The organism is Candidatus Omnitrophota bacterium, from assembly GCA_028707125.1.
Taxonomy (GTDB): domain Bacteria; phylum Omnitrophota; class Gorgyraeia; order Gygaellales; family JAQTUX01; genus JAQTUX01.
In genome coordinates this window covers 182,453-209,073 of the sequence record JAQTUX010000001.1, presented here as the reverse complement: position 1 = coordinate 209,073, position 26,621 = coordinate 182,453, and the positions used below count along the sequence as shown (strand labels likewise).

The 26,621-nt window shown below is 50.9% G+C and carries 24 protein-coding genes; 3 read left to right on the top strand and 21 right to left on the bottom strand.

Going from position 1 to position 26,621, the window contains the following annotated elements:
• The first annotated feature begins 86 nt into the window (after positions 1–86).
• Positions 87–2,750, top strand: a complete 2,664-nt coding sequence (locus PHR44_01085; protein MDD4909262.1) for a cellobiose phosphorylase — start codon at positions 87–89, stop codon at positions 2,748–2,750.
• On the opposite strand, the gene PHR44_01080 is transcribed toward PHR44_01085, so the two are convergent.
• Positions 2,731–3,078 carry a hypothetical protein gene (locus PHR44_01080; GenBank protein ID MDD4909261.1) on the bottom strand — a complete coding sequence of 116 codons (348 nt, stop codon included), beginning with the start codon at positions 3,076–3,078 and terminating at the stop codon, positions 2,731–2,733. The two genes, PHR44_01085 and PHR44_01080, sit on opposite strands and share 20 nt — an antisense overlap.
• A gap of 31 nt (positions 3,079–3,109) precedes the next feature.
• On the opposite strand from PHR44_01080, the gene PHR44_01075 reads away from it, so the two are divergent.
• A complete protein-coding gene (locus PHR44_01075) occupies positions 3,110–5,056 on the top strand; it encodes a DEAD/DEAH box helicase (GenBank protein ID MDD4909260.1) in 1,947 nt (648 codons plus the stop codon).
• 114 nt (positions 5,057–5,170) lie between these two features.
• Here the strand turns inward: PHR44_01075 and PHR44_01070 are convergent, their stop codons facing one another.
• From PHR44_01070 to PHR44_00980, 19 genes are all read right to left on the bottom strand, one after another.
• Positions 5,171–5,473 (bottom strand): YggT family protein, encoded by a 303-nt coding sequence (locus PHR44_01070; GenBank protein MDD4909259.1) that lies wholly within the window; start codon positions 5,471–5,473, stop codon positions 5,171–5,173.
• A gap of 99 nt (positions 5,474–5,572) precedes the next feature.
• Complete coding sequence (locus PHR44_01065) at positions 5,573–6,214, bottom strand: HAD family hydrolase (GenBank protein MDD4909258.1); 642 nt, start codon at positions 6,212–6,214, stop codon at positions 5,573–5,575.
• 6 nt (positions 6,215–6,220) lie between these two features.
• Entirely contained in the window at positions 6,221–6,832 is a 612-nt protein-coding gene (locus PHR44_01060; protein ID MDD4909257.1) for a DUF502 domain-containing protein, read from the bottom strand.
• Positions 6,833–6,838: 6 nt separating this feature from the next.
• Positions 6,839–8,221, bottom strand: coding sequence for an SLC13 family permease (locus PHR44_01055; GenBank protein MDD4909256.1), 1,383 nt, complete (start codon positions 8,219–8,221; stop codon positions 6,839–6,841).
• Between the two features lies 1 nt (position 8,222).
• Positions 8,223–8,666 carry a CBS domain-containing protein gene (locus PHR44_01050; protein ID MDD4909255.1) on the bottom strand — a complete coding sequence of 148 codons (444 nt, stop codon included), beginning with the start codon at positions 8,664–8,666 and terminating at the stop codon, positions 8,223–8,225.
• Positions 8,667–8,677: 11 nt separating this feature from the next.
• Complete coding sequence (locus tag PHR44_01045; protein ID MDD4909254.1) at positions 8,678–9,586, bottom strand: lysophospholipid acyltransferase family protein; 909 nt, start codon at positions 9,584–9,586, stop codon at positions 8,678–8,680.
• Positions 9,586–10,071, bottom strand: a complete 486-nt coding sequence (locus tag PHR44_01040; GenBank protein MDD4909253.1) for an adenosine-specific kinase — start codon at positions 10,069–10,071, stop codon at positions 9,586–9,588. Before PHR44_01040 ends, PHR44_01045 begins: the two co-directional genes overlap by 1 nt.
• Positions 10,072–10,080: 9 nt before the next feature.
• Positions 10,081–10,587, bottom strand: coding sequence for a M23 family metallopeptidase (locus PHR44_01035; GenBank protein ID MDD4909252.1), 507 nt, complete (start codon positions 10,585–10,587; stop codon positions 10,081–10,083).
• Positions 10,569–12,026, bottom strand: coding sequence for an apolipoprotein N-acyltransferase (gene lnt / locus PHR44_01030; protein MDD4909251.1), 1,458 nt, complete (start codon positions 12,024–12,026; stop codon positions 10,569–10,571). The genes PHR44_01035 and lnt overlap by 19 nt, the downstream gene beginning before the upstream one ends.
• 1 nt (position 12,027) lies before the next feature.
• Complete coding sequence (secA, locus tag PHR44_01025) at positions 12,028–14,877, bottom strand: preprotein translocase subunit SecA (protein MDD4909250.1); 2,850 nt, start codon at positions 14,875–14,877, stop codon at positions 12,028–12,030.
• A protein-coding gene (gene prfB / locus PHR44_01020; protein ID MDD4909249.1) for a peptide chain release factor 2 occupies positions 14,874–15,984 on the bottom strand; the annotation gives its coding sequence in 2 pieces (ribosomal slippage) (positions 14,874–15,923 and positions 15,925–15,984; 1,110 coding nt in all). Before prfB ends, secA begins: the two co-directional genes overlap by 4 nt.
• Before the next feature lie 10 nt (positions 15,985–15,994).
• Entirely contained in the window at positions 15,995–17,068 is a 1,074-nt protein-coding gene (locus tag PHR44_01015; GenBank protein MDD4909248.1) for a PilT/PilU family type 4a pilus ATPase, read from the bottom strand.
• A gap of 28 nt (positions 17,069–17,096) precedes the next feature.
• A complete protein-coding gene (locus tag PHR44_01010) occupies positions 17,097–17,381 on the bottom strand; it encodes an MGMT family protein (protein MDD4909247.1) in 285 nt (94 codons plus the stop codon).
• Positions 17,382–17,418: 37 nt separating this feature from the next.
• On the bottom strand, positions 17,419–18,657 hold the full coding sequence (locus tag PHR44_01005; GenBank protein ID MDD4909246.1) for an excinuclease ABC subunit UvrC: 1,239 nt from the start codon (positions 18,655–18,657) through the stop codon (positions 17,419–17,421).
• Complete coding sequence (locus tag PHR44_01000; GenBank protein MDD4909245.1) at positions 18,647–20,272, bottom strand: tetratricopeptide repeat protein; 1,626 nt, start codon at positions 20,270–20,272, stop codon at positions 18,647–18,649. Before PHR44_01000 ends, PHR44_01005 begins: the two co-directional genes overlap by 11 nt.
• Entirely contained in the window at positions 20,251–21,804 is a 1,554-nt protein-coding gene (murJ, locus tag PHR44_00995; GenBank protein ID MDD4909244.1) for a murein biosynthesis integral membrane protein MurJ, read from the bottom strand. The genes PHR44_01000 and murJ overlap by 22 nt, the downstream gene beginning before the upstream one ends.
• 2 nt (positions 21,805–21,806) lie before the next feature.
• The gene (gene metG / locus PHR44_00990; GenBank protein ID MDD4909243.1) at positions 21,807–22,127 is read right to left on the bottom strand and encodes a methionine--tRNA ligase subunit beta; all 321 of its coding nucleotides are present in this window, start codon (positions 22,125–22,127) and stop codon (positions 21,807–21,809) included.
• Positions 22,128–22,462: 335 nt separating this feature from the next.
• Complete coding sequence (locus PHR44_00985) at positions 22,463–24,103, bottom strand: FMN-binding glutamate synthase family protein (GenBank protein ID MDD4909242.1); 1,641 nt, start codon at positions 24,101–24,103, stop codon at positions 22,463–22,465.
• 90 nt (positions 24,104–24,193) lie between these two features.
• Complete coding sequence (locus tag PHR44_00980) at positions 24,194–24,901, bottom strand: GAF and ANTAR domain-containing protein (protein ID MDD4909241.1); 708 nt, start codon at positions 24,899–24,901, stop codon at positions 24,194–24,196.
• 458 nt (positions 24,902–25,359) lie between these two features.
• Between PHR44_00980 and PHR44_00975 the strand changes: the two genes are divergently transcribed.
• Complete coding sequence (locus tag PHR44_00975; GenBank protein MDD4909240.1) at positions 25,360–25,863, top strand: ORF6N domain-containing protein; 504 nt, start codon at positions 25,360–25,362, stop codon at positions 25,861–25,863.
• A 73-nt stretch (positions 25,864–25,936) separates the two neighbouring features.
• On the opposite strand, the gene PHR44_00970 is transcribed toward PHR44_00975, so the two are convergent.
• A complete protein-coding gene (locus PHR44_00970) occupies positions 25,937–26,524 on the bottom strand; it encodes a hypothetical protein (GenBank protein MDD4909239.1) in 588 nt (195 codons plus the stop codon).
• Positions 26,525–26,621 lie beyond the last annotated feature (97 nt).

Here is a 26,621-nt window from a genome sequence, read left to right as displayed (position 1 = left end):
AAACCAATTTTCCCGCTCTGTCCATATCCTCTTTTCGCCAATTTCATTGCAATGAGGTTCTGCTTCTGGTAGAATATCATTCCGTTATGGCAAATCTGTGGAAATTCATAGATAATGAAGGGGCGTTCAAATTTGGATCGCCCCAGAATATAAGCGGGCTGTACTTCCCCCTCTGCAACGGCGAACTGCTTTCATCCATATCCCCCACCCTGCACGGCGATATCAAAATAAACCAGGACGCCTTCCTGCTTCAGCCGGCCTCAAGGGAAGACCTGCGCAACCTGAAATCCAGCCGTAACTTCTGGCTGATCTTTAAAGGAAATGAAGGGTATTCTGTAACGGGAGAGCCGCCTGACGACAATGATGAGGCATATCTTGAAGCGGGCTTTCTCTGGCACAGGATCACGCGCGCCAACAACAATAACGGCGTCAGGGCGGAGATCCTCAATTTCGTCCCGCCTGATAAAAACTTTGAAGTGATGAGCGTGCGCGTAACCAACGTTAAAAAGCGCCGCTTAACCTTTACGCCGCTCGCGGCCATACCTATATACGGCCGCTCCGCGGAAAACTTAAGAGACCACAGGCACGTAACAGGCCTGCTTAATCACATAACAGTTACGCCCCACGGCGTCATGTCCAGGCCGGCCATAAAATTTGATGAAAGCGGACACAGGGTCAACCACACGACATTCTACGTCTTTGGCTTTGACGCGAAGGGCCGGCTGCCCAAAGAAATATTCCCTACCGTTGAGAATTTCGCGGGCGAAGGCGGCAGTTTGCAAAGGCCGGCCGCGGTATTTAGAGGGGCCGGGCCGTTAAAAACAAACATCAAAGGCAAAGAGGCGTTCGCGGGCCTGAAATTCCCTGCCGTTACATTGCGAAAGAACGAAAGCGCGCAGTATTTTATCCTGATGGGCATATCGCCTGACCCGGAAAGCGCGAAAGATATCCAAAAGGAGTTCCGCGATACAAATTCAATTGAGGGGCTATTGAAAGAAACGGTCAGCTATTGGCGGAAAAAAAGCGGCGCGATAAATATAAGGTCGGGCCAGGGAAATTTTGATAACTGGTTCAAATGGGTCAACATCCAGCCGACGCTTAGAAGATTTTTCGGCTGCTCTTTTTTGCCCGACTTTGATTACGGCAAGGGCGGCCGCGGCTGGCGTGATCTATGGCAGGACGCCCTGGGGCTTCTGCTCGCGGGCCAGGAAGACATACGCGAGATGCTCATTTCCAACTTCGCGGGCGTAAGGATAGACGGCTCTAACGCCACGATCATAGGCAAAAATACCGGGGAATTCATTGCCGACAGGAACCGCATAACCCGCGTCTGGATGGACCACGGCGTCTGGCCGTTCTTTACCCTGGAATTATACATAAACCAGACCAGGGATATAGGCATACTGCTTGAGGAAACCCCCTACTTTTCCGACCCTCAGGCCTGGCGCGCGAGAAAGAAATACCCTGCCTGGGATGAAAAAGACGGAAAACAACTTAAAACCAGGGAGGACGGAATCTATAAAGGGAGCATTATTGAACATATATTGCTTCAGCACCTTGTGCAGTTCTTCAACGTGGGAGAACACAATAACATACGCCTTGAGAGCGCCGACTGGAATGACGGGCTGGACATGGCGCCCGCGAAAGGGGAAAGCGTTGCCTTCTCCTGTTTCTACGCGAGGAACCTCAAAAATATTGCCGCGCTCATACAGCATATCGGCGCCGGAAAGATAACGGTATTTGAAGAAATGTGTGTTTTATTGGACACGCTGTCAACCGCTATTGACTACGATTCAGCGCGGGAAAAAACAGCGCTGCTTGAAAAATATTTCAGTTCGGTAGAGAAAGGCGTAAGCGGCGTAAGGAAGGAATTGCAGGTAAAAGACCTCGCCGCCGACCTCAACAAGAAGGCCGGCTGGATGTCCAGGCACATCAATGAGAATGAATGGCTGAAACAGGGCTTTTTCAACGGGTATTACGATAACGAAGCCGAACGCGTGGAAGGCAGCGTAGAAGGAAGAACCCGGATGACGCTGACAGGACAGGTATTCCCCATACTCGCCGGGATCGCGGATAAGCGCCAAATAGAGTCCATCATAAATAACGTAAACAAATATTTGCGGGACAAAAGATCCGGCGGCATCAGGTTAAACACCAATTTTGGCGCGGATTACCTTAAATTAGGCAGGGCATTTGCATTTGCCTACGGCGAGAAAGAAAACGGCTCATTCTTCAGCCATATGAACGTTATGTACGCGTTCGCGCTTTATAGGGCCGGGTTTGTAAAAGAGGGGTTCTCCGTGCTGGATTCAATATACAAAATGGCCGTCGATTCTTCCCTGAGCAAGGTCTACCCCTGCGTCCCGGAATACTTCAATTCAGAAGGCCGCGGTATGTACTGCTACCTTACCGGCTCTGCCAGCTGGTTTATGTTGACCTGGCTCTGCGAGGTATTCGGGATAAAAGGCATGATGGGAGACCTTCTGCTTGAACCGAAACTCCTTAAGCGTCAGTTCGGCAGAAGCAAAACCATAAGTATCAAGGCCGGCTTCGCGGGCAGGGATCTGCTCATAAAATTCACCAACGATAAACTGCTGGAGTGGGGCAGCTATAAAATAAACGAAGTGTTGATCTGCGGTAAATCCTTTATCCTTAAAGAAAAATCCCCGAGAGTGATCATCCCCAGAGAAAAATTACTGAAATTGACCCACCCCGAGGCGCTTAACGAGATCATTGTGTCGCTTTCTTAAGCTGCCAGTACCAGCTTTTATGTTCGGGCTGCTCGCCCTGTGTATCATCGGTTTCCTGCTGCTTTTCTACGACAGGGGCTTCTTTCGCGGGTTCTTCGCCGGCGGGTCCGTCTCCAACAGGCAGGTCTTCGCTGATTTCCTCCGCGGGGAGCCGGCCTTCCGCCTCAAACCTGCCCTGCTCCTCCAGCTCCTCCTGCCGCATCATTTCTATTTGCTGCTCAAAAAAATCTTCATCCGACAACGGCGCCTCTTCTTCCTCGTAAGCCGAAAACACCGGTATGAACGCCCCAAAAAAGAATAAGCATATTATTACCGCTGTTAAACGCATGGATAACTCCTCTTTTATTAATTATACCTCTATGCTAAAATATCTGCAAATGCTTTACGACCCGTTTCAGCAACAGGCCATTGACCACATAAATCAGGGCTATTCCGTGATCGTCTCCGCCCCTACAGGCGCGGGCAAAACCGCTATTGCCGAACATATCATAAATGAGTGCCTGCAAAGCGACAAGGGCGTGATCTACACGGCGCCCATCAAAGCGCTGTCCAACCAGAAGTTCCGCGACTTCCAAAGGCAATACGCCGATAAGATCGGAATACTCACCGGAGACGTTTCCATCAATCCGGACGCGCTTGTACTGATCATGACCACGGAGATATTCCGCAATAAAATACTGGAAGAGCCGCGGTCGCTTGAGGACAAACATTGGGTCATCTTTGACGAGATCCACTACATTGATAACTACGAACGCGGCACGGTCTGGGAAGAATCATTGATGTTCCTGCCCGCGCACATGCGCGTGCTGGGGTTAAGCGCGACTATTCCCAATATAGAAGAGTTGGCCGGCTGGATAGGCAAAGTCCACAGCAAACCGGTAAAGACCGTAATTGAAACTGTCAGGCCTGTGCCGCTTCATTTCTCATATCAATGCCAGGGGCAGATAACCGACAATATGAAGGACCTGAAACGCCTCTGCCGCGACGCGCCTGCCTATGCCTACAAAGGCAAAAGATACCATTACGCCCACAATTTAAAGCCCAACCGCTTAAAACCCCTGATCGAACACATAGAAAATAACAACGGGCTGCCGCTGATATATTTTGCTTTCGGAAGGCAAAGATGCGAACATCTGGCGGAAGAGTTATACGCGAATAATTTCTTGACTGCCGCGGAACAGGAGAAAATAACTTCGCTCTTCAACGAACTTGCCCTGCGTTTTGACTTAAAACATGAAAAGAGCGCGGCGCTGCTTCTACCCCTCATAAAAAGAGGCATTGCCTACCACCACGCGGGCATGCTGCCTACCTTGAAAGAAGTAATAGAGCGGCTTTTCTTCTCGCGCCTGATAAAGGTCATATTTACCACCGAGACGTTCGCTTTGGGCATAAACATGCCGGCAAAAACCGTTGTATTTGACGACCTGAGGAAATACTACGGCAGGTTCCACAGAGAATTAAAGACGCGGGACTTCTACCAAATGGCGGGCAGGGCCGGCAGGCGCGGCATTGACAAGGAGGGCTTTGTATATTCACGCGTGAACAACTACAGGATGAAATTCCAGGAAGTAGAGAAGGTCATCTTCGGCGGCTATGAGAAGGTCATAAGCCAGTTCAACACCTCATACGCCACGCTGCTTCACCTTTACGCGCAATACCGGGACAACCTCTATGATATATACCCGCTTTCATTCCATTATTTTCAATCCAACACGAAAAGGCGGCAGGACAACCTGGGTCTTATGAGATCAAAGGTTGAGCTGCTAAAGAGATGGGGCTATATTTCAGAAAATCAACTGAGCGACAAAGGCATATTCGCCAGCCAGGTCTACGGATATGAGCTTACCTTTGCCGAGCTTTATAAGGCGAAAACGCTGGAACAGTTAGATGAGTTCCAGCTGGGCATGCTCGCCGCGGCATTGGTATTTGAGCCGAGAAAACAGGATGAGCCGGTGCGTTTGATACGCAGGGCAAAGATCGTGCAGGATGTCGTATCCGGGCTCTCCGACAAAATAATCAAGGAAGAGCGAAAATGCGGGATCACCCCGGCGTCAAAACGCTGCTTTTTCCATCTTGCCGGCAGCCTGCTTGTCTGGATGCAGGGCGCTGACTTCAACAGAACGCTGATGCAGACCAACGTTGACGAGGGAGAGGTAATACGCTACTTCCGGATGGCAGTGCAGCTATTGCGGGAAATATACTCGGCGCCGGTCGTATCCAACCTCTTAAAAGAAAAGGTCAGGAACGCGATCAATGCCATCAACCGCGATGTGGTTGACGCTGAGAAACAATTAAGGGAGTATTAGTGCCTCAAAAGGCCGGTCGGCACTATCCTAAATTCGGCCTTCTGCCCTTATTCGCCTTCTTGGAGCGCCAGTTAAGTTTGCCTCTGCGTTTACGCTTGCTCATGAATTCTTTCCTTATGTTATCCTGTAACTTAGATCTATCAACGACTTCACTATAAAGCCCTTCAAGAAAATAATCGCGAAGAACGCTACCACCGGAGAAAAATCAATCCCCGCCGTATAAGTGAACGGCAAAATCCGCCTGATAGGATTCAGTATCGGCTCTGTCGCCTTATAAAGGAACTGGACTATGGGATTAAACGGGTCCGGGTTCACCCAGCTTATCAGCGCCCTGACCAGGATCAGCCAGTAAAGTATGGTGAGCAGCAGGTCCAGCACGCCCGCCGCCGCCCGTAAGAAGTTCGCCGCTATAAACATACCATATTTATATCAGACATCGCCGCAAAAATCAAGTATAGCTTTACGGGGCAGCGGGTCCTGCCTGCCCCGACGCATCTTCGGGCTCACAATGACGAGTTAGCGATTCTTAAGGATTGGAATTAAGCCGCAGACGTTTTTGAGGATGAAATCGGGGTGTTCTCTCTTGAGTTCTGCCTTGCTGCTTGAGCCGCCCAGTACGGCGACGGTGGTTACTCCGGCGCGCCTGCCCGCCTGAACATCAATGAACATATCGCCGACATAGATCGTGTGAGCCTTGCCGACCTTCAGCCTGCGCATGATCGCGTTTAATATCTGCGGATGCGGCTTTAGCCGCTTGACCCTGTCCGCGCAAAGCACGTAATCAAAATACTTATCAATCTTTAAATGTTTCAGCAGGATTTTAGAAAACCGCGTGGGCCGGTTAGAGGCAACGGCGATCTTATATCCGCTGTTATCGAGCCGCTTCAAGACATTCAGCGCGCAAGGAAGAAGCCGGGAGTATTTCACCAATGACTTTGAATGATGCCCGCGGTAGGCCGCAAGCGCCGCCTGCAAATCAGGCGGCCTGACAAACGGCTTAAGCAGATTCTCGTCACCCCAGCCCACGGCCCTTTTTATAACGGAGTTCTTCCGCGCGGGGCAGCCGAATTTCTTCAGCACAAAATTTACGCTTTTGCCTATCGCCGTATAGGCATCTATAAGAGTACCGTCTAAATCAAAGATCGCCAGCTTGATCATATCGGCCTATTTATTGCCTTTGGCTTGAGGGGCGACCAACCCCGCGGAAACGATGAGTTTAAGGGCGTCTTCCGGAGAAACATCAAGCGATATAAGCGCTGCCTTAGGCAGGAGGGCGTAGAATCCGCTCAAGGGGCTGGGGACAAAAGGTATAAATACGCTGACCAGTTCTTCTCCTGTTTTCCTGTTGGCCTCCGCCCAGCCCTCATTAGTAACAAACCCGACTGACCAGGAATCTTTATTGGGATAAGGGGCCAGGACCACCCTGTTGAATCTGACCCTTTTCTCCTCCGAGACAAAAAACCTTACTATTTCTTTGATGGGGGGGTAGATATTGTTTAAAAGCGGGATCCTCAACAAGAGCCCTTCCAGGTCGGCCTTTATATGCCTGCCTAAAAAATGCGTGGCAAAGAACCCGACGAGGATGATCAAAATCACGGAGAGGATCAAGCCCATGCCCGGGACATAAAACCCTATCTCCTGCCTCAGGTAATCAGCCAGATACCTGCCCAGAATGTTGTCCATAAATCTGAAAAGAGCCACAAGAAGATACGCGCTTAAAACCAGCGGCAGAGTGATGAGCAATCCGGCGATCAGGTATCTTTTCAGTTTTTTCATAGTTTATTACTGATAAAATGGAATAAACATCAACGCCAGCCAGACGATCAGGGTGGTGATCGTTCCTATGACGAAACCGATGCCGATCCACTTGAGAAAAGTCACCTTTATGTTGCGTTCCTTTTCCAGGATCCCCAGGGCTACTATGTTCGCGGTAGAACCTATAAAGGTTACATTGCCGCCCAGGCAGCCCCCGAACAAAAGCGCCCACCATAACGGCTCTATATGGGCGCTTATGGACTCCAGGCCTTGAATGACCGGGATAAACGCCGCTACCAGCACAACGTTATCCAGCAGCGCGGAGCCAAATGTGCCCAGCCATACAACAGCCCCTATGAGTTTATTAATATCGTAACCTGCCCAGGAAACCAGATGCTGCGCCAGTACGTCGCTGGCGCCGGTATATTTCAACGTGCCTGCCTGGGCAAAAAGCATCATAAAGAACAAAAGCGTCCACCATTCCACGTCATGCTCAACATAGCTCCTTGCCCTCTTCCATTTCCATATCATTATCGCCCCGGCTGAAACCAACGGCATAGTCAGCAGCATTGTATTTGCCTCCAGGCCCAGCATCATCTCAAATCTATGATGAAAACCTATCAACATCAATGTCAGCCAGAATATGCCCAGGGAGATCTTGAGGTCCTTCTCCGGCGGCACCGATATCAGCTTTATCAATATCTCATTGGCGCCAAGTTCTTTTATTCTGGAATCAAGCTCAGATACGGCCTTGCGGAACCAGAACACAACAATGAACAGCATCGCCACAAGGCACACAAGCGACAAAGGAAGGGCCTTGATCAGAAAATCCTCAAACGTCAAGCCCGCCTTTGTGGCGATAAGGATGCCGATGGGGTTGCCCAGCAAAGTGCCGGCGCTTCCTATGTTCGTCGCCATAACCGCGATAATGATAAAAGGCGTCGGTTCTACCTCAAAATAATCGCATATCTCAAGTATGGCCGCGACCATAAATATTATTGAGACGACCTCGCTGGTCATCATGGAAAGCACTGCGGACAACAAAGAAATCGTTATGATGAATTTGTTGGCGGTAAGTTTTCTTACCCTTAAGATCAAACTTACGATCCAGGCGAAGAACCCTGATTCCTTCAGCAGGCCCACAATGATCATCATGCCCACCAGGAACAGGATGACCTCAAGCGAGGCGAATTTGATCGCGTTCTCAATATCAATGGTCCTTGTCAGAAGCAATATTGACAGCCCTAAAAAGGCGAAGCTCAAACGGAAATCCCAGAAAAATAGCGTGCCGAGCACCGAAGAGGCCAGTATGCCCACTGCCAGCGACTGATGCATATTCAATCCTGCCAGGCGGCAGGAGAACATGGCCGCCGCAGAAACCAATATTAATATAATAAATTTCTTTGTCATCTCAAGCCCCTTCTAAGAAGCGCTTAAGCACGTCTCCGCGGCTGACCATACCCAGGAGCCGGTTGTCCTTATCTACAACGATGACGCGCCGTATTTTCTGAGTAAGCATGATCCTGCTGACCTCCACAAGCAAGGTATCCTCTAATACCGTTACCACTTCCTTACGCATAATATCGCCCACCTTGATGTTTGCCAGTTCCTGGACTTTTTTGGCTATGCCCTTTGGATGCTCTTCATAAATAAATTTCCCTACCGTCTGTAGATAGCCCGGCAGAAGATAGCTCATAATATCCTTTTCCGTAAACATGCCCTTGACAACGTTATCGTCATCCACCACCGGCAGGCCGCTTATCTTCCTCTTAAACAATAATTCCACCGCCTCTTTAGCCGAGGCCTGCGGCTTCAGGGTTACTACTTTCCTGGTCATAATTTCGCCAACCTTCATCTTATTCCTCCTTAATTCGGCGTGCTCTTCCAGCGCCGGTGCACCCAGCCCCATTCTGCCGGATACCGCCTGATATACCTCTCAATTATATTGGTTATTTTCTGCACATTAACAAGTATTGTCTGATCGCTATCGCTGCCTGTTTCCAATTCCATGGGCGGCTCAAAGATGATCTTATGAGTATCATCCGGCTGCCTTACCATGAATGCCGGCAATATCGCCGCGTTTGTGCGCATTGCCATAATTACGGGGCCTGTCGCGGTTGCCGCCTTTCTTCCGAAGAAATCCACGAATACCCCGCCTGTGCCGAAATTCTGGTCCAGCGGTATGAAAACGATCTCGTTGTTACGCAGCGCCCGAAGCGCCGTATCCACGCATTCCTTCCTGGGAACGCTGTATATGGTTTTCACGCCGCACCTGCCGCGGTAAGCGTTGAAATATTCCTCCGCGCCCGCGTCGCGCATCGGCTTTATTATAGCATTGGTCGCGTATCCTTCAAGGGCCAGCCGCGCTAACATCAGGGGAAAATTACCGAAATGCGCGCTGGCCAGGATAACCCCGTTTCCGGCGGCCAACGCCTGATCCAGATTCTCCCGCCCCTCAAATGATACCTTCTCCTTTAAGGCCTCAAACCTGCCTATAAAATAGATTATCTCAAGGCTGGCCTTTGCCATAAACGCGAAGCAATCCCGCACGATCTCCTTCCTCTCCTGTTTTGACCTGTCTCTGCCGAAGGCGATAGCGAGGCCCTCCAGGGCGATCCTTTTCTGTTTTACCGCGAACAGCAGCGCCAGGCGGGAAAATATGTCGGCGAAATAATATACCGCCCGCAACGGCAGGATGTTCACTATGCCGGATACCGCCTTTAACGCCCAAATGCCTGAGCGCCGCTTGATGATCTTCGCCCTTCCCTTAGCCATTATCTTTTATACCCTAATTTGCGCAACAGGTCTTTTCTCCAATTGACGTCTTCCGGGCCTTCCACGCCTTTGGGCGATAAGCCGTCAATTACCGCCATTATGCCCCTGCCTTCGCTGCCCTGGGCCACGATCACCTCCACGGAGTTGGCGGTAGCGCAATAAATAGAGCAGACCTCCGGGATATTCTTGACAGCGGGAAGCACATTGATCGGGTATGCCTGCCTTAAAGCGATTATGAAAGAGTGCCCGCAGCCGAGAGCCAATGCGTTCTTACCGGCGATCTGTTTCAGGCCCTCGTCATTGCCTTCTATCCTGACCAGGCACTTACCTGAGGACTCGCAGAAGGCAAGCCCGAATTTTATGCCGGGCACCGCGTTGACCAGCGTTTCATATATATCTTCAACGGTCTTGATAAAATGCGCCTGGCCTATGATGATGTTCACATCGTCCGGTTTCTCTATGTTAACTGATTTTATCTCTGCCATAACCGCCTCCTACTCTAAGTACCGCATCGGGTCTACGGCAACGCCCTTGGGATCGCGCAATTCCAAATGCAGGTGCGCGGACATCGCGGGGTGATCCGCGTTGCCGCTTTTCCCCACCTCTCCTATCAACGCGCCCTGCCCGACCATCTGCCCCTTCTTTACAAGCCGCCTCTTAAGATGTCCGTATATAGTCACCCACCCGTCGTGGTGGCGTATTTCCACATAATGCCCCAGGCCCCTATGGAACCCTGAGCGCAAGACCAGTCCGGCGCGCGCCGCATACACGGGCTCACCTGCCGCGGCGCTCAAATCAACACCTTTATGCCGCCTGCGGCCGTTCCTCGGCGCGTTAAATACCCCTTTGCCCCTGGAGTCCGTCCTTATAACCAGTTCATTCCCGCATCGTAATGGCCGGACCATGGGCCTTTTGTCGGCGTAACCCAGGGCCAACAAAAGAAAAAGCGGCAGAAGGATAAGGATAACGGATAAAACGCGGTTTATTTTTTTCTCTTCCATCCCAAAACAAGGTGCGCGCAGCACAGGATAAGGCAGCCGAGCACGAATATGTCGCCTACGCGGGTATAGACGCTCTTTTGCCCCGATGATAAGATTATATCTTTTACCTTGAATCCTTCAACAAATATCTCTTTGCCCGCTTTGTTTACGGTATCAACGATCCTGCCGCGCTGGTCTATGAACGCGGAAACGCCCGTATTGGCCGCCCTGGCCAGGGGCCTTCTGTTCTCTACGGCGCGAAATACCGACGCCTGAAGATGCTGATATGGAGCGCCGCTTTTGCCGAACCAGGCATCGTTTGTTATATTAACTAAAAACTCCGCGCCGCGATTTACAAATCCGCGCGAAAGCGCCGGCAGGGTATCTTCAAAACAGATCAAAACGGAGAAGCCGGCCCCTTCCGCCGAAGTAAACACGACCGGTTCGCTGCCGGAAGAGAAATCCCCGATAGGCACGACCGTTTCTAAGAACGGCAGGTATTTTCTTAAAGGTATATATTCGCCGAAAGGCACAAGATGGATCTTGTTATATTGACCCTTTAACTCCCCGCCCTGTAAAAACAGCGCGCTGTTGAAGAATCCCTCTTTGCCCCGCGAAACCGCTCCGAATAAAATCGGAACACCCATCTCCCTGGTCAACGCGGCTATCTCCCTGAAAAAATTCTGGCCGCGCAAAGGCGCGTCTAAATCCAGATAATTGACTACGGCGGATTCGGGCCAGATAATAATATCCGGTTTATCGTCGCAGGAATGAAGGCTCAATGTAAAATACCTGTTGAAAATATATTCCTCCTGCCCCGGCTGCCATTTCAAACTCTGGGGGATGTTGCCTTGAATAAGCGCGGCCCTGACGCTTCTGCCTTCAAGCGGCTGATCCAACTTGAAAAAACCATAAAAAAGAACACAGAGGATTATCAGCAACGGCGCTGCCGGCGCCTTAAGGCACCGGCGGGAAACTGCCTGCCAGAGCGCGGCGTTGAACATCATAATGATAAAGGAAACCCCCCAGGCGCCGGTAACATCGGCTATCTGGATCGCGGGGAGATTAAGGTACTGAGAATATCCCAGCAATGCCCAGCCAAAACCGCTGAATAAATGCGACCTGATATATTCCAGGACCACCCAGGCAGCGGGGAGAATAAAAAGTTGAAAGCCGCGGCTGCCCTTATTAAAAATGATGCCGAATAACCCGAAATACAAAGACAGATACAGGATCAAGAGGGCTGTGCCTAAGATCGTAACGTTGGTAAGCCAGTAGATCGTCCCGGAGAAAAAAATGATCCCGGTGATATAGGCGCGGAGGAATCGTTCTCTGGCGTTTCCTCCCTCTATCGCCGCGAACAAGGGGATAAAGGCCAGCCAGGACAGGAGCCATAGATCATGATCGGGAAATGCCAAAACAAGCATTACCCCGGAAAGAATGCTCAGAATGAAGTTCATTTCATTTTCCGCAGCAACGTTTATATTTTTTTCCGCTTCCGCAAGGGCAGGGGTCGTTTCTGCCGACCTTTTTTTCGGCGGGATGCGGTGCGGACTTTGCCGGCAAAGGCGCGGGACGGGACGGGAGCGCTTGCCCCTGTTCCTGTTTTATTTCCCCGGCTTCAGGATGTATGAATTCCTGCCGCAGGGAAGTGAATACCCCCTTTATCTGTCTGGTTTCCGCCGGCCGTATCTTAAACAGGAACTCCACTGCCTCGTTCTTAATGCCGGCGATCATTTCCTGGAACATCTGATACCCCTCATGCTGATATTCGATCAAAGGGTCGCGCTGGCCGTAGGCGCGCAGCCCTATGCCCTCGCGCAGGTTATCCATCGCGTAAAGGTGGTCCTTCCATTTTGTATCTATGACCTGCAAAAATACCATCTTCTGGAAATGCTCTCCCCATGGGCCCATGGACGCGATCTTGGCGCGATAACCCGCCATAAGGAATTGGATCACCTTCTCCCGCGCCTCCTCTTTTGATCCCGACTTAACGGAATCCGCCTCCGGCGCCTGAGAAAAGGTAAACCGCAGCGCTGACAACAGGCCGTCCCAGTCCCACTCATCCTGCCTTAAATTATCCGCCAGATACCTGTTTATCGGGCCGTCAACCGCCTCGGACACCATATCTTCTATGTCCAAACCCGGCCCCTCGCCCTCCAGTATCTCCCGTCTTTGATTATATATTATCTCCCTCTGCCGGTTCATCACATTGTCGTATTCCAGCAGGCGCTTGCGTATCTCAAAATTATGCTGCTCCACTCTCTTCTGCGCGATCTCAATTGATTTCGTAACCCAGGGGTGTTCAATTACCTGGCCTTCTTCCATGCCTAATTTTTCCATCAGGCCGGCTATCCTGTCGGAGCCAAAAAGCCGCATAAGGTCGTCCCCGAGGGAAACGAAAAACCTGGAAGAGCCGGGGTCTCCCTGCCTGCCGGTGCGGCCCCTCAACTGATTATCTATGCGCCTTGCCTCATGCCTCTCCGTGCCTATTACATGCAGCCCTCCGACGCCCACGACGTCGTTATGCTCCTTTTCGGCCTTGGCCTTTAAAGAAGTGAGGATGTCCCTGTATCCATCCCTGTGTTCCGGATTATTGTAGTCAAGCCCCTGCTGGGAGGCGATGCTCTTTGCCATATACTCGGGATTTCCGCCCAGGAGTATGTCGGTGCCGCGGCCCGCCATATTGGTGGCGATCGTCACCGCCTTGAACCTCCCTGCCTGCGCCACTATCTGGGCCTCCATTTCGTGGTATTTGGCGTTCAGCACATTATGCTCTATGCCTTTCCTTTTCAGCAGCTCGGAAAGATGCTCTGATTTCGCGATCGAGATCGTCCCCACCAACACAGGCCTGCCCTTTTTGTTGCATTCGGCGATCTCCTCTACCACAGCGCTGAACTTTTCATTCTGCGTCTTATAGATCGCGTCGGAGAACGTCGTCCTGATAAGCGGCCTGTTTGTGGGTATGGTCACAACGTCCAGCCCGTATATGTGCTTGAATTCCTGCGCCTCTGTGGCGGCGGTGCCGGTCATGCCTGAGAGCCGTTCATACATCTTAAAATAGTTCTGCAGCGTTATGGTGGCGAGGGTCTGGTTTTCCCTTTCTATCTTCACGCCCTCCTTGGCCTCAACCGCCTGGTGCAGCCCGTCTGACCAGCGCCTGCCCGGCATAAGCCGGCCGGTAAACTCATCAACTATAAGCACCTCGCCGTCCTTGACCACGTAATCAACATCGCGTTTGTAGAGATTGTGCGCGCGCAGCGCCTGAATGATGTGGTGGCGGTACTCCATCGTGTCGATCTCATGCAGATTGTCTATACCTATGAACTGGCAGGCCTTTGCCTCCCCGTCCGCGGTAAGGTGGGCGGTATGCGCCTTCTCGTCCACTATATAGTCGTAGCCCTGGGAAAGGTCCTCTCCCCGGTATTTGGCGTCTATCTCATCCTTCTCAAGTATGATCCTGCCTTTCAACTTCGGGATGATCTTGTCAATAATATAATATTTATCCGTGGACTCTTCCGCCGGGCCGGATATGATCAAAGGCGTCCTTGCTTCATCTATAAGGATGGAATCAACCTCGTCGACTACGGCGTAGTAAAAAGGCCTCTGCACCATCTGGTCTTTATCTATGACCATATTGTCCCGAAGATAATCAAACCCGAATTCATTGTTGGTGCCGTAAGTGATATCGCAGGAATAGGCAAAGCGCCTCTGTTCCGGGCTCATATCGTGCTGTATCACTCCCACGCTTAATCCCAGCGCCTCATAAATAGGCCCCATCCACTCCCGGTCGCGCCTTGCCAGGTAGTCGTTCACGGTAATGATATGCACGCCTTTGCCCAGAAGGGCATTAAGGTAGACGGGCAATGTGGCCACAAGGGTCTTGCCTTCGCCGGTAGCCATCTCGGCGATCCTGCCCGAATGCAGGACCAGCCCGCCGATCAACTGCGCGTCAAAATGCCTCATTGATATGTTCCTGCGGCCGGCCTCGCGCACGGCGGCGAACGCCTCATGGATCACCTCATCAAAGGCGATATTCCGCAGGCCCCTTAGCCTCTCCTTGAGCTTCTGCCGCTCTTCCGGCACGGTATCAGCCAGTTCTGCCAGCAGCTCTTCTATCTCGGCCTCGTAGTCCTTCGCCCGGGCGGCGATCCTGTCTTTGAACTCAACGGTCTTTGCCTTAAGCTGCTGGTCGGTTAATTTGGCCAGCGGCGGCTCAAAGGAATTTATCCGCTCAATATCCCTGCTTAAAAGCTTGAGCGCGCGCTCATTCTGAGTGCCGATTATTTTCTGAAGAATAAAATTGATCATATGGAAAGGGTGCTGTCTTTGGCTGTCTTTCGCAGATATGCCTGCATAAACTCGTCAAGCCGGCCGTCCATCACCGCCTGCACGTTACCGGTCTGAAAATCGGTGCGGTGGTCTTTGACCATCGAATACGGATGCATCACGTAAGAACGTATCTGGCTGCCCCATTCGATCTTCTGTTTCTTACCGGCGATCTGCTCCATTTGCCTGGCCTGCTTTTCCCTCTCTAAGGTATAGAGCCGGGATTTCAGGACCTTCATCGCCACCTGCTTATTCTGATACTGGGAGCGTTCGTTTTGGCAAGATACAACTATACCCGTGGGGATATGCGTGATCCTTACCGCGGAATCAGCGGTATTTACGCTCTGGCCGCCAGCGCCCGAAGAACGGTAAACATCCACTCTCAGATCGGAGGGATTTACGGCTATCTCTATGTCCTCTTCTATCTCGGGAAGCGCCTCCACAGAGGCAAAAGACGTATGCCTTCTCTTATTGGCGTCAAACGGCGATATACGCACCAGGCGGTGCACCCCTGATTCACATCTAAGGTAGCCGTAGGCGAAACGGCCTTCTATTAGAAGCGTGGCGTTCTTTATGCCCGCCTCTTCTCCCAACAATATGTCAATAGTGCTGACCTTGTAGCCCTTGTCCTCCGCCCATCGGCTGTACATGCGCAGCAGCATATTCGCCCAGTCGCAGGATTCCGTGCCTCCGGCGCCGGCATTTATGCTCAAGATGGCGCTGCCCGCGTCAAACTCACCGGACAAAAGTACCCTCAATTCAAGCTGCCCTGTCTCCCCGCTGATCTCCTTTATATTTTCCTCTATCTGGTCCAGTATGACCTTATCTTCGTTGCTTATATCTAAAAACTCCTGCGCCTCCTCTATCCTTTTCTGCAGGTCAAGCACGACGGATACGTCCGCCTTGAGCGACTTTAATTCCTCCACGGACTTATTGGCGGAATTCTGGTCCTGCCAGAAACTGGGCTGGGACATCAGGTCCTGCAGGTCCGAGATGACTTTTAGCTTTTTATCTACGTCAAAGATAACCTCTTATCGCCTGAACCCTCTTATCCAATTCCTTCAACCTCGCCCGTATCTCCGCGCTCATTTTAACCTCCTTAAACCCTTCCTATTCCCTTTAATGACAGTAATAACTCGTCCGCGTTATCGGAATGCGCCAACGCGTCCTCCTGTGAAACCGTGCCCTGCTTGACCAGATCAATAAGCGACTGCTTGAACGACTTCATCCCGTAGATCTCGCCCTCCTCTATGAATTTGGGTATATCCACGAGGTTGTTCTCCCGTATCAGGCGTGCGATCGTGGGACTGAGAAGCATGATCTCATAAGCCGGTATCCTGCCTCCGCCCTTCTTAAGAGAAAGCAGCCGCAGCGATATCGTGCCTTTAAGCAGCCCCGACAGCTCGCTCCTTATTTCTTCGTGCTGATAGGGCGGGAAGAAATTCACTATCCTTTCCACCGTCTGAGGCGCGTTAACCGTGTGCAGCGTGCTGAACACCAATACGCCTGTCTCGGCGGCGGTCATGGCCGCCTTCATCGTTTCCGCGTCGCGTATATTGCCGATGAAGATCACATCCGGGCTCTGCAGCGTAAAGGCGCGCAGCGCCGCCGGGTAAGACGAAACATCAAGCCCCAACTCTCTCTGATTGATAAGAGAGCGCTTGTCCTTAAACGTGAATTCTATCGGCTCTTCGATGGTAAGCACATGCTTGCAAGAATTATTATTGATGTATTCTATCATGCTGGCTATGGCCGTGGATTTTCCGCTTCCCATTGAGCCGGTAAGAAGCACCAGCCCCCTGGCCTCCTGGCAGAGTTTTTTAAGCGTATCGCCGGGAAGGTGCAACTGGTCAAAATCCAGGATCACGTTGTTTACGTTCCTTATTACTATTGAAGGGGTATTGCGCTGGATGAATATGCTGACCCTGAACCTTCTGTCAAAATCAGATACGTAAAGCGCGAAATCAACGTCCATACATTGCTCAAAGGCCTTCCTCTGCTGCTCTGAAGCGACATCGCATACGATCTTCTGCATCTCCTCAACGCTCACCGGCTTACCCCCGGGCTCGCTCAGCGTGCCGTCTATCCTCATCCTCACAGGGCTGCCTGCCCTTAGGAACAGATCGGAGCCGTTGCGCTCAACCAACTCTTTTAGAAGGCCTTTGACGTCCATGCTTCCTCCTTTTATAAATAGCGTTTCATTATATCACCAATTTAATGATTTTGGCTATCTCTTTTTCCCGCCTTAAAAGTTTATTCTTGGCCGCGGCCCCCCGGGCAAAGCCGCCCAATGAACCGTCTGATCTGACCACGCGGTGGCAGGGCACATACGGCGCGAAGGGGTTCTTGTTTAAGGCGTTGCCCACGGCCCTATACGCGCGCGGCCTGCCTGCTTTGGCCGCCACCCATCTGTAACTGCGCGCCTCCCCCAGGGGTATTTTGGATACAACTCTGTATACCTTTTTTTCGAAATCAGTCAGTTTCATAGATTGCCATTCCCCACACGTAAGTGTGGGGTCTCTTCTACGCTTCTAAAGTCCTCTTCTTCCTCAAGAACCTATGATACTTCAGCGCGAACCTGTGCGCCTCATTCCTGATACGCTGGATCAAATGCATCGCCGGAGAATCCAGGTTAAGATCAAGCGGCCCTGTCCTGCCTTTTACATAGATCTTTTCTTCCTGTTTGGCTATACTGATCACGGGTATATTGAGGCGCAGCTCCTCCAGGACGCTTACGGCAGAATTAAGGTGGCCTATGCCTCCGTCAATAACGATCAGATCGGGATACTCCTTACCTTCCTTCATAAGCCGCTCGCAACGCCTCCTGACAACCTCTCGCATCATAGCGTAATCGTCTATGCCGGAAACGCCTTTTATTTTGAAACGCCTGTAATTATCCTTATCCGGCAGGCCCTCGTAAAAACTGACCATTGAGCCCACCGCGGCCGTGCTGGAGATGTTGGAGATGTCAAACGCCTCAATGCTCCGCGGCATTAACTTCAACCCCAGCAGGTCCTTTAACTCGCCGATCTCTTTCTTGTGTTCGCTTAACAGCCCTGTCCCGGGGCTGACCGCGCCCAAAGCGTTGATCTTGTCGCGAACCAGGGCCGCCTGTTCAAACCTCTGCTGCCGCGAGAGCTCCCGCATCTTCGCGGAAAGCTTCCTTACTACATCTTCGTACCTGCCCTCAAGGAACATCCTGACGTTTTTTACGACATTCCTGTATTCTTTCTCGGATATAGCCCCGATGCAAGGGCCGGGGCATAGCCCCAGCCGGTAATAAAGAGAGGGTTTTTTAGACGGTATCCTGCAGGCGCAGTCCCTGAACCCGAAGACAGACCTGGCTGTCTTCAACGCCTGTCTCAATAATTTCGCGCTGGTAAACGGCCCTAAATACGTCGCGCCGTCGTCCTTGCGGCCGCGGCAGATAAAGATCGAAGGGAACTTCTCTTTGGTTATCTTTACGAAAGGATAACTCTTATCGTCCTTCAGGGAAATATTGTATTTCGGCCGGTATTGCTTTATCAGGCGCGCCTCAAGCAAAAGCGCCTCTGCCTCTGTCCGGGCGCCGACAAGATCGACCCGCGCGGCATTGGAAAGCATTGCCTCGGTCTTGGCGTTATAAGGCGGGGTGAAATATGAGGCCAGGCGCTTCTTAAGAGAGACCGCCTTGCCCACATACACGATCCCTCCCTGAGCGTCCTTCATCAGGTACACGCCGGGAGAATCGGGCGCTTTCTTAATAATAACTTTATCTATCATTACGCTCTAAAAATTTCCTGATCTCGGGTAAATACGGATAGATCGCCAGCGCCTTCCTGAAATGATCCGCGGCCCTGTCTTCCATGCCCTTCATAAGATAAAGGTTGCCCAATCCCGCGTGCGAATGGTAAAAAGCGGCGTCCAACTCGATCGCCTTCAGGTATTCTTTCTCGGCGAGGTCATACTGCCTCAACCGCAAGTAGGTATTGGCTAAATTGTGGTGGCTCTGGGCATAGGTGTCGCTTATGGATATGGCCTTAAGATAATGATTTATCGCCTCCATATATTGGCCCTTGCTGTCCAGAGATATAGCCAGATTGTTCCAGGTCTTGGCGGACCGCGGCTCATAGCGCAGGATGAACCTTGATACCGCCTCCGTGTCTTTCCAATATTTATTGCGGGAGATGGTCAGCCCGCTAAAAATAATTATCGCGGGGACCAATATAACGAACGCGGCCCTGCGCGTATTGCGGCCTTCCGCCAGAGACACCAGGCAAAACAGAATTCCTGCCGAAGGCGCGTAGAACCAATGGTCCCAGACAATGGCGTTTATTTTAGCTATCAGGTTGCTCATCGGCAGATAACTGACAAAGAGCCAGAACAAGCCAAAGGCAAAAAGCGGCCTCTTCTTATAATTTACGGCGAATAAAATCAACAGAGCCGCTAAAATCAGGGCGGAAAACAGCACCTGGATGGAAAAAAAGTCCGTAAATACCGGCCAGGAGCTCTCAGGATGCAGGCCGGCGGGAAAAAATAATATTTTTAAACCGCGGACAAGTACCGTGAATAAAGTGTACAGGCGATAAATAAAGTTCTCGGTAAAAATATTGGCCTGGCCGTAGAAGTTCAGCGTATTGCTGAAATTCAGGAATGTCAGGCGCGACAATACGTAAAATGCCGACATCAACCAGAACGCGGCGTGCTGCTTGAATAACGCGGCCGGGCCCTGTTTTGAAAATAATCCCGAACGCGCGCCGAAAAAATGCATGCCAAGCAAAAGCGCGGGAAAAATAACCGCGCTCTCCTTGGAAAAAAGCGAAAAGGCGAAACCCGACAGGGAAACAGCATACCACCCTATCCTGCCGCCTTTCTTAAAACGGATAAACGCGTACAAGGCCAGCAGCATCCAGAACAGGTAAGAAGGCGAGGCGATCCCCGAGGTAACTGCCAGCTCTTCATTGTGTATGGGATGCGCCAGCCATAACAATACCGTGGAGCCGATAAATGCCCGCGGGATATTTTTACCGTGGAACAGGCGCGAAAGTATCAAATACAGGAAAACGCCGCATAAGGCATGGAACAAGATGCTGGCTATATGAAACGGCAAGGGTTTTATCCCCGCGAATTGCGCGATAAATCTATAGGCGGCCAATTGAAAAGGGCGCCAGAAATTTGATATGCCGCCTGAACCGGCCTTATAATTCTGGGTAAAATATCGCGGCAGGAACTCCCAGCTGCGCAGGTAATGATTGCGCAGGATTATCTCTTCGTCGTCTGCCCCGCCCCGTAAAAAGTCATTGTGCAGACTATTCGCGTAAATAATAAAAGGTAAAATAAAAATGAGCGGCAGCCAGAGAATATGCCTTTTACCGCCTACCGCCTTCTGAAGAGCCATTTTAGAAGTTCTCCCATCTCGGAGACCCTGAATAAGAGCGCGGCCAGGACAAATGTGAGCATGGCGGAGGCCAAAGTAACGATAAGCGCGCACGCCCTGGCATAAACAGTGTGGGCCGACAACGCGAGCCCGGCGTAAACCAACTTACATATAAGCGCCATCACAAAAGACGCCAGCAGTATCTTCAAGAAACAACGGAAGATCCTGGCCGCGCCCAGCGCGCCGATCTTCCGCTGCAGCGTATGGAACAAAACCAGAAAATTTACTATCCCCGCCAGGGACATGCTCAATGCCAGCCCTTTTATCCTCAGCGGCCACATAAGAATGGCGCTCAATATGACGTTGATTATGAACGTGGCAAAGGCTGTCTTCGCCGGGGTGCGCGTATCCTTGAGGGAAAAGAAACAGGATATGAGGATGTTGGAAGCGGCATACGCGAAAAGCGCGATGCAATAAAATGCCAGCGCCTCAGAAGTGATCCGGGTGGAGTACGCGCTGAATTTCCCTCTTTCAAACAATATGCTCACGATCGGATGGGCCAGCGCTATCAGCCCGATGGAGGAAGGCACGACCAGAAGAAAGGCGGAGCGCAGGCCGAACGACAGCTTACGTTTCAGCTCTTCTATGCTGCCCGCGGCCGCGTCCTCGGACATAGAAGGCAGGATCGCCTGAGAAAGCGCGATGGCAAAGATCGCCAGGGGGAACTGGAACAGGCGGTTGGCAAAATACAGGGCTGCCACGGCCCCTTCACCGACGACCAAAGCAAAAGAAGCGAATATGGTGTGGACGAAGGCATTAAGCTGGTAGATACTGCTTGAGGCAAGGCGCGGCAGCATAAGCCGGCCTATCTGCGTGGCGCCGGGGTGGCGCCATTTCTTAAAAAGATCTATCCTGAACCCTCTTTTCAACAGAGGCGGCACCTGCACACCCAACTGCAGCATCCCGCCCAGCAACACCCCTGTAACCAGGCCGGCAGTCCCTTCATGCCATACGCTTACAAATATTATCAGGGACAGATTCAGGAAACATGAGGCAAAGGCAGAGGTGGAAAAATGTTTGAGCGTGTTCAGAAGCCCGGCCGCGAACGCTGCCAGCCCTACAAAGAATATGTAGGGAAATACAAGCCGGTTGAGGAATATACTGATCCTCAATTTCTCCGGGTCGGCCATGAAACCGGGGGCCATAAGCCGCACTATCCAGGGGGACAGAACTATGCCTGAAAGCGTGACAGCTGCCAGGACTACGATAAGGATATTTAACACTACGCTGGCCAGGCCCCAAAATTCCTCCTTGCTGGATTTAAGCCGATAGTCGCTGAAAACCGGCACGAACGCGGAATTCGTAGCGCCTTCGCCCACAAAATCGCGCAGCAGATTGGGGATCCTGAACGCTACTACAAATGACTGGGCGATGGCGCCGGTGCCGAAAAAGTTGGCTATGACCATATCCCTTATAAATCCCAGCACGCGGGAGGTAAATATCCCCGATCCTATGATACCCGCTGATTTGGCTAACGACCTGTTTGTCGACATCCTTATTTTATCTTTGAGCCGTTGGCAACAGGTTTGTCCAGCGTGAGCACCGCGATGCCCTTTTCATCGCTGGCAGCCAGTATCATGCCCTGGCTTTCCACGCCCCGCAACAGCGCGGGCGCCAGATTATAGACCACTGCCACCTGCTTTCCCACTAATTCCTCTTTTGTGTAGGATGATCTGATGCCGGCGACCAGCTGCTTTTCTTCGCCTCCGCAGTCAACCTTCACCACATACAGCCGGTCCGCGTTGGGATGCTCTGTAACTTCTTTAATTGTAGCTACTTTCAGTTCTAACTTGGCAAAATCTTCATAAGTGATCATGTCCCCTCCTTGTAGGAATCATATTATATTACTATAAGTTGAAGCGCTCAAGTGGAAAATTGGCAATCTGAACGCTCATCATTTAAAAATAAGGGCGGCCCGTTTTATCCTTGATCGGATAATCTGAGCCGCCCTTAGCTGATCTGGTTAAATAATAATTATTCTGCCTCGGTTATATCCTGGCTGGAACGGGTGTTTCCCGGCCTTGGCTTCGCGCTGCGTTTACGGTTAACATGATCATTGAATTCCTCGCATTGCAAAACCGGAAAGCGGCGCGGAAAAACACAGGTTTTATCTGCGTTGCAAGTGCTGCATAAACCTTTATTTTCCATCTTCTACCTCCCCGCCGCGGCTTTTTGCCTGCGGTGATTGGAAGCCTGCCCCGCCTTGCCGTTCAAAACCGCCTCTGCCTCCTGCCGGTAAGCGTCCATGACATAAGGGATGCCTGAAACCTTTGCCGCCTCTTCCGTCAAAGACATTACGTCTCTGCGGGAGATAGAGGCAACCTTGAAATTCCTGCTTCCCGCCATTAACTGCTGCAGGCCGACTTTTATTTTCTGGGCAAAAGAATATATACCCAGCGCGCCCAAAGGAATATCCTTCATATCTTTGCCGTATTTCTCCAACAGCTCCTCATAACAGACAAAGATCTCTTTTTCGGTAGTGCCGTAAGCGGACACCGTGGGAGGAAGGCTGCCTTCTTTAAGCCAGTTGCCTATATTCTTTCCCACCATGCCGGGTATCATCAGCGCCCTGCCCATGCAAACCGCCCTGACATAAGGAGAGCCCATAGCGATCACCTTAAAGACATGGTCTTCGGCTGAAAACCCGCCTGCTATAGCGATATCCGGGATGCGCATCCCTTTCCTGGCTAACTGCTGGCAAAATTCATAGGTAAGCGCCTCAAGATAAAAAGTAGGGATACCCCACTCCTGCATCATCCTCCAGGGGCTCATGCCTGTGCCGCCCGGAGCTCCGTCAATAGTAAGCAGATCGATCCTGGCTAATGAGGAATATTTAAGCGCCATGGCTAATTCCCGCATGGAATAAGCGCCGGTCTTCAGCGTAATGCGCTTAAAACCCAGGTCCCTTAAGCGTTTGATCTCAGCCAGAAAGGACTCTTCGGAAACAAAACCCAGACGGGAATGGCGTTCAAATTCCTTGATAGCGCCGTCCTTGAACGCCTTCTGGTTGGCCTCCAGAGACGGGTCAGGGGTAACAATATAGCCGCGCCTCTGCAATTCCAGCGCCCTCTCCAGGCTCTTCACCTTTATTTCTCCGCCGATACATTTCGCGCCCTGGCCCCATTTTAATTCAATGGTCTGCAGGTTATGCTTCTTGCGCACGTACTCTGCCACGCCCAGACGCGTATCCTCGACGTTCATCTGCACCAGGATCTCGCCGTAGCCGTCATGAAAACGCTTGTAGGTCTCAATGCGCCTGTCCATCTCGGGAGAATTCTTGATCTTGCCTTTGCCGTCTAATTCCAATTTCGGGTCAATACCGCATACATTCTCTCCGCAAACCAGAGTGACACCCGAAATAGCGGCCCCTACCGCGAAATGTTCCCAGTTCTTGCGGGCGATCTCGGTGGAGCCCAAAGCACCGGTAAAAATCGGGGCCCTCATCTTGACCTTGATATCCCAGCCGTATTCGGCCTCGGTATTAACATCGGGAAATTTGGTATTATCGGGATTGCCTTCGACGTCTCCTGACAAACCCCTGGCGCCCAAAGCATAACCCTGAATATTTAGATGAGAATAATCTACGGGATAATCCTTATCCGCTCCGGCGGTGATCTCGCCGAAAGGCCCCGGATAGATCACTTCCCGGCCGCGGAAAGCGGCTTTAAAGATATCACAGTTGCCTTTACAGCCGTCCAGGCAACGCGAGCATATCCCCGATCCGGGGACCACATTTTTAGAACGGTTAAACGTCCCTACCGCGTCATTGGCATTCGGCCTGCTTAAATTCATACTAACCTCCCCTCCTTTTTTTACTTTGCCCATTCTCCCGCTTTAATCCACATGGATCAAGCTGACTTAGCTCGATAGGCAAAAGGCTGCTTAGCCCTTGGTTAAGTGTTTCATATCAGCCGCGAGGATGATCGCCTCCGCGACCTCGCGCATGGTCTTGCGGTTATCCATGCTGTATTTACGGATCTTTAAATACGCCTGTTCTTCGGTCAGCCCGTCATCCCGCATCAAGATGCCTTTAGCGCGCTCTATTCTTTTGCGCGTCTCCAATTCTTCCTGGATAACTTTGCTTTTGACCATTAACTCCGTATTCTCAATGGCTACCGCCGCCTGATTGGCAATGGTCATCAGGATCTCAATTTCTGTTTCCGTAAAATCATGGGGGGCGGAGGTATAGCAATTGATCACCCCTATGACTTTGTTCTTCACGGCTAAAGGAACGCATAATAGCGAAACCAGGCCTTCCCTTTTGGCAATATCTTTATGCTTGTACTCCTTCTCCCTGGCAACATGCTTAACTGCCATCGGCTTATTCTCTTTAGCAGCCTTGCCGGCAACGCCTTCGCCGATCTTAAGCGGGGGCTTGCGGTTATACTCCTCGCTCATGCTCTGCGTAGCCCTGATCATAAGTTCACCCTTCTCATTGATTAACATCAAGGAACAGATATTCGAACCCAGTATCTCCGCGGTCACGGTCACTATAAGGCGCAGTATATCCTCAAGGTACAGCTCTGAGGTGATGGCCTTGCTTATCTTGAACAGCGCTTTTATCTGTTCTTCAAAAAACTTATTTTGCATGGTATTGTACCGGCCCAAATAAAAAAGCGTTTTATACCGGATCAACCGGTATAAAACGCCATTGTTTTGCTAAAAGAAATGTCCTGTTTGTCAGCTAAACATTACTAACTAGGCAAAGGGAACATCCCTTTTAATTCTTCGGACACCGAATGGGAGAGGGCAATAAAAAAAGGCGTATCTGTCGCTTAACGCCTTTGTCCTTTCCCGGCACAAACACTGTGCCTTTACCTGATTTCCATTAAAAGGATAACATATTATCCCGGGTTTGTCAAGTATTTTGAGTTCGACAGCATGCTCAATCTTGTATAAATTATACAGGGCAGCAGGTCCTGTCTGGTGTCACAAAATGTGATACCATAAACAAAAAAGCCGCGGGGGACGCGGCCCTAAAAACTTAAACTTTTTCGCAAGTAAAACGCCGCTTTTTACGTCTATATAGTAGAGGGGGGAGGTGTAAAATGGCTGATTTGATTACTACAGAAGTAATAGCTACTAAGATTCTGATAATTAGAGGCAAAAGAGTCATGTTGGATAGCGATTTGGCGGTACTTTATGGCGTAAAGACAAAAAGGTTAAATGAACAGGTATACAGAAATATAAAGCGATTCCCTGAAGATTTTATGTTCCAACTTACGGAAGAAGAGACGGACTTTTTGAGGTCGCATTTTGCGACCTCAAAGCGAGGCGGCAGAAGATACCTCCCTTATGTCTTTACTCAAGAAGGGGTTGCAATGCTCTCAAGCGTACTCAATAGCGAACGCGCAATTCTGACAAATATACAGATCATGCGCGCTTTTGCACAATTTAGGCGCTTACTTTTGACCCATAGAGATTTAAGACGCAAAATTGAAGAGATGGAGAGAAAATACGATAAGCAGTTTGCCGTAGTGTTCCAGGCAATCAAACAACTGTTAGAGCAGCCGGCGGAAAAAGAGAAAAGGCGGATCGGGTTTCATACGTGAAGAAGGGCTGTGCAACAAAAAAGCCGCAGGGGGATGCGGCCAAAACCATACTCCGTCTCAGAGGTGGAGCGGTTTACGGGAGTGGAACGGTTGAACTCTTCTGCATCTCTTCCGCCACCTTGCGGTGATACTGTATGGATGCATAATTAGGGTCAGTTTCATCGAGATACTTCTCTGCCTGGGCAAAGTAGGATGCAGCCTGCGCATAATCACCCATATTCAAGTAGGCCGATCCGATATTACCCAGCGCCTGCCAATTGTACGACATCTGCTCTAAAACCTTTTTGGCATACTCAATCGATAACTTATAGAAGGTATCATCCTTATTCTGCTTATAGGGCTCGATCCCCTTCTCTAAATAGTTGGAGCTCAGGCTGAAGCTAAGCATGGCAATAATGTCCGGATCATCTGTTGCCTTAACCGCTGCTTCGGCCAATTCAATCGCCTTGTCAAAATCACGGTTAGCATAGTAGTAGTTGACTTTTTTCAGAATATCCTCTATGGTGGCCTCTTCACCGATCTCTACATTATCGCTTTCATCCGGAGACTTCATATATTCCGGGTTAATGATCTCAAGTTCGATCGACTCCTCCTGGGCGTAAACCGGGCCAACAACTGCAGTCAACATTATCATCAATACAGACACGCTTAATATCTTCATAAAGACCTCCTGGTTTTGGCCTTATTATACACCCGCCGATTAGAGAGGCGTCAATGGTTATTTGGGGCTAATCGGGAGGGGTGACGTCGTTTTGAGG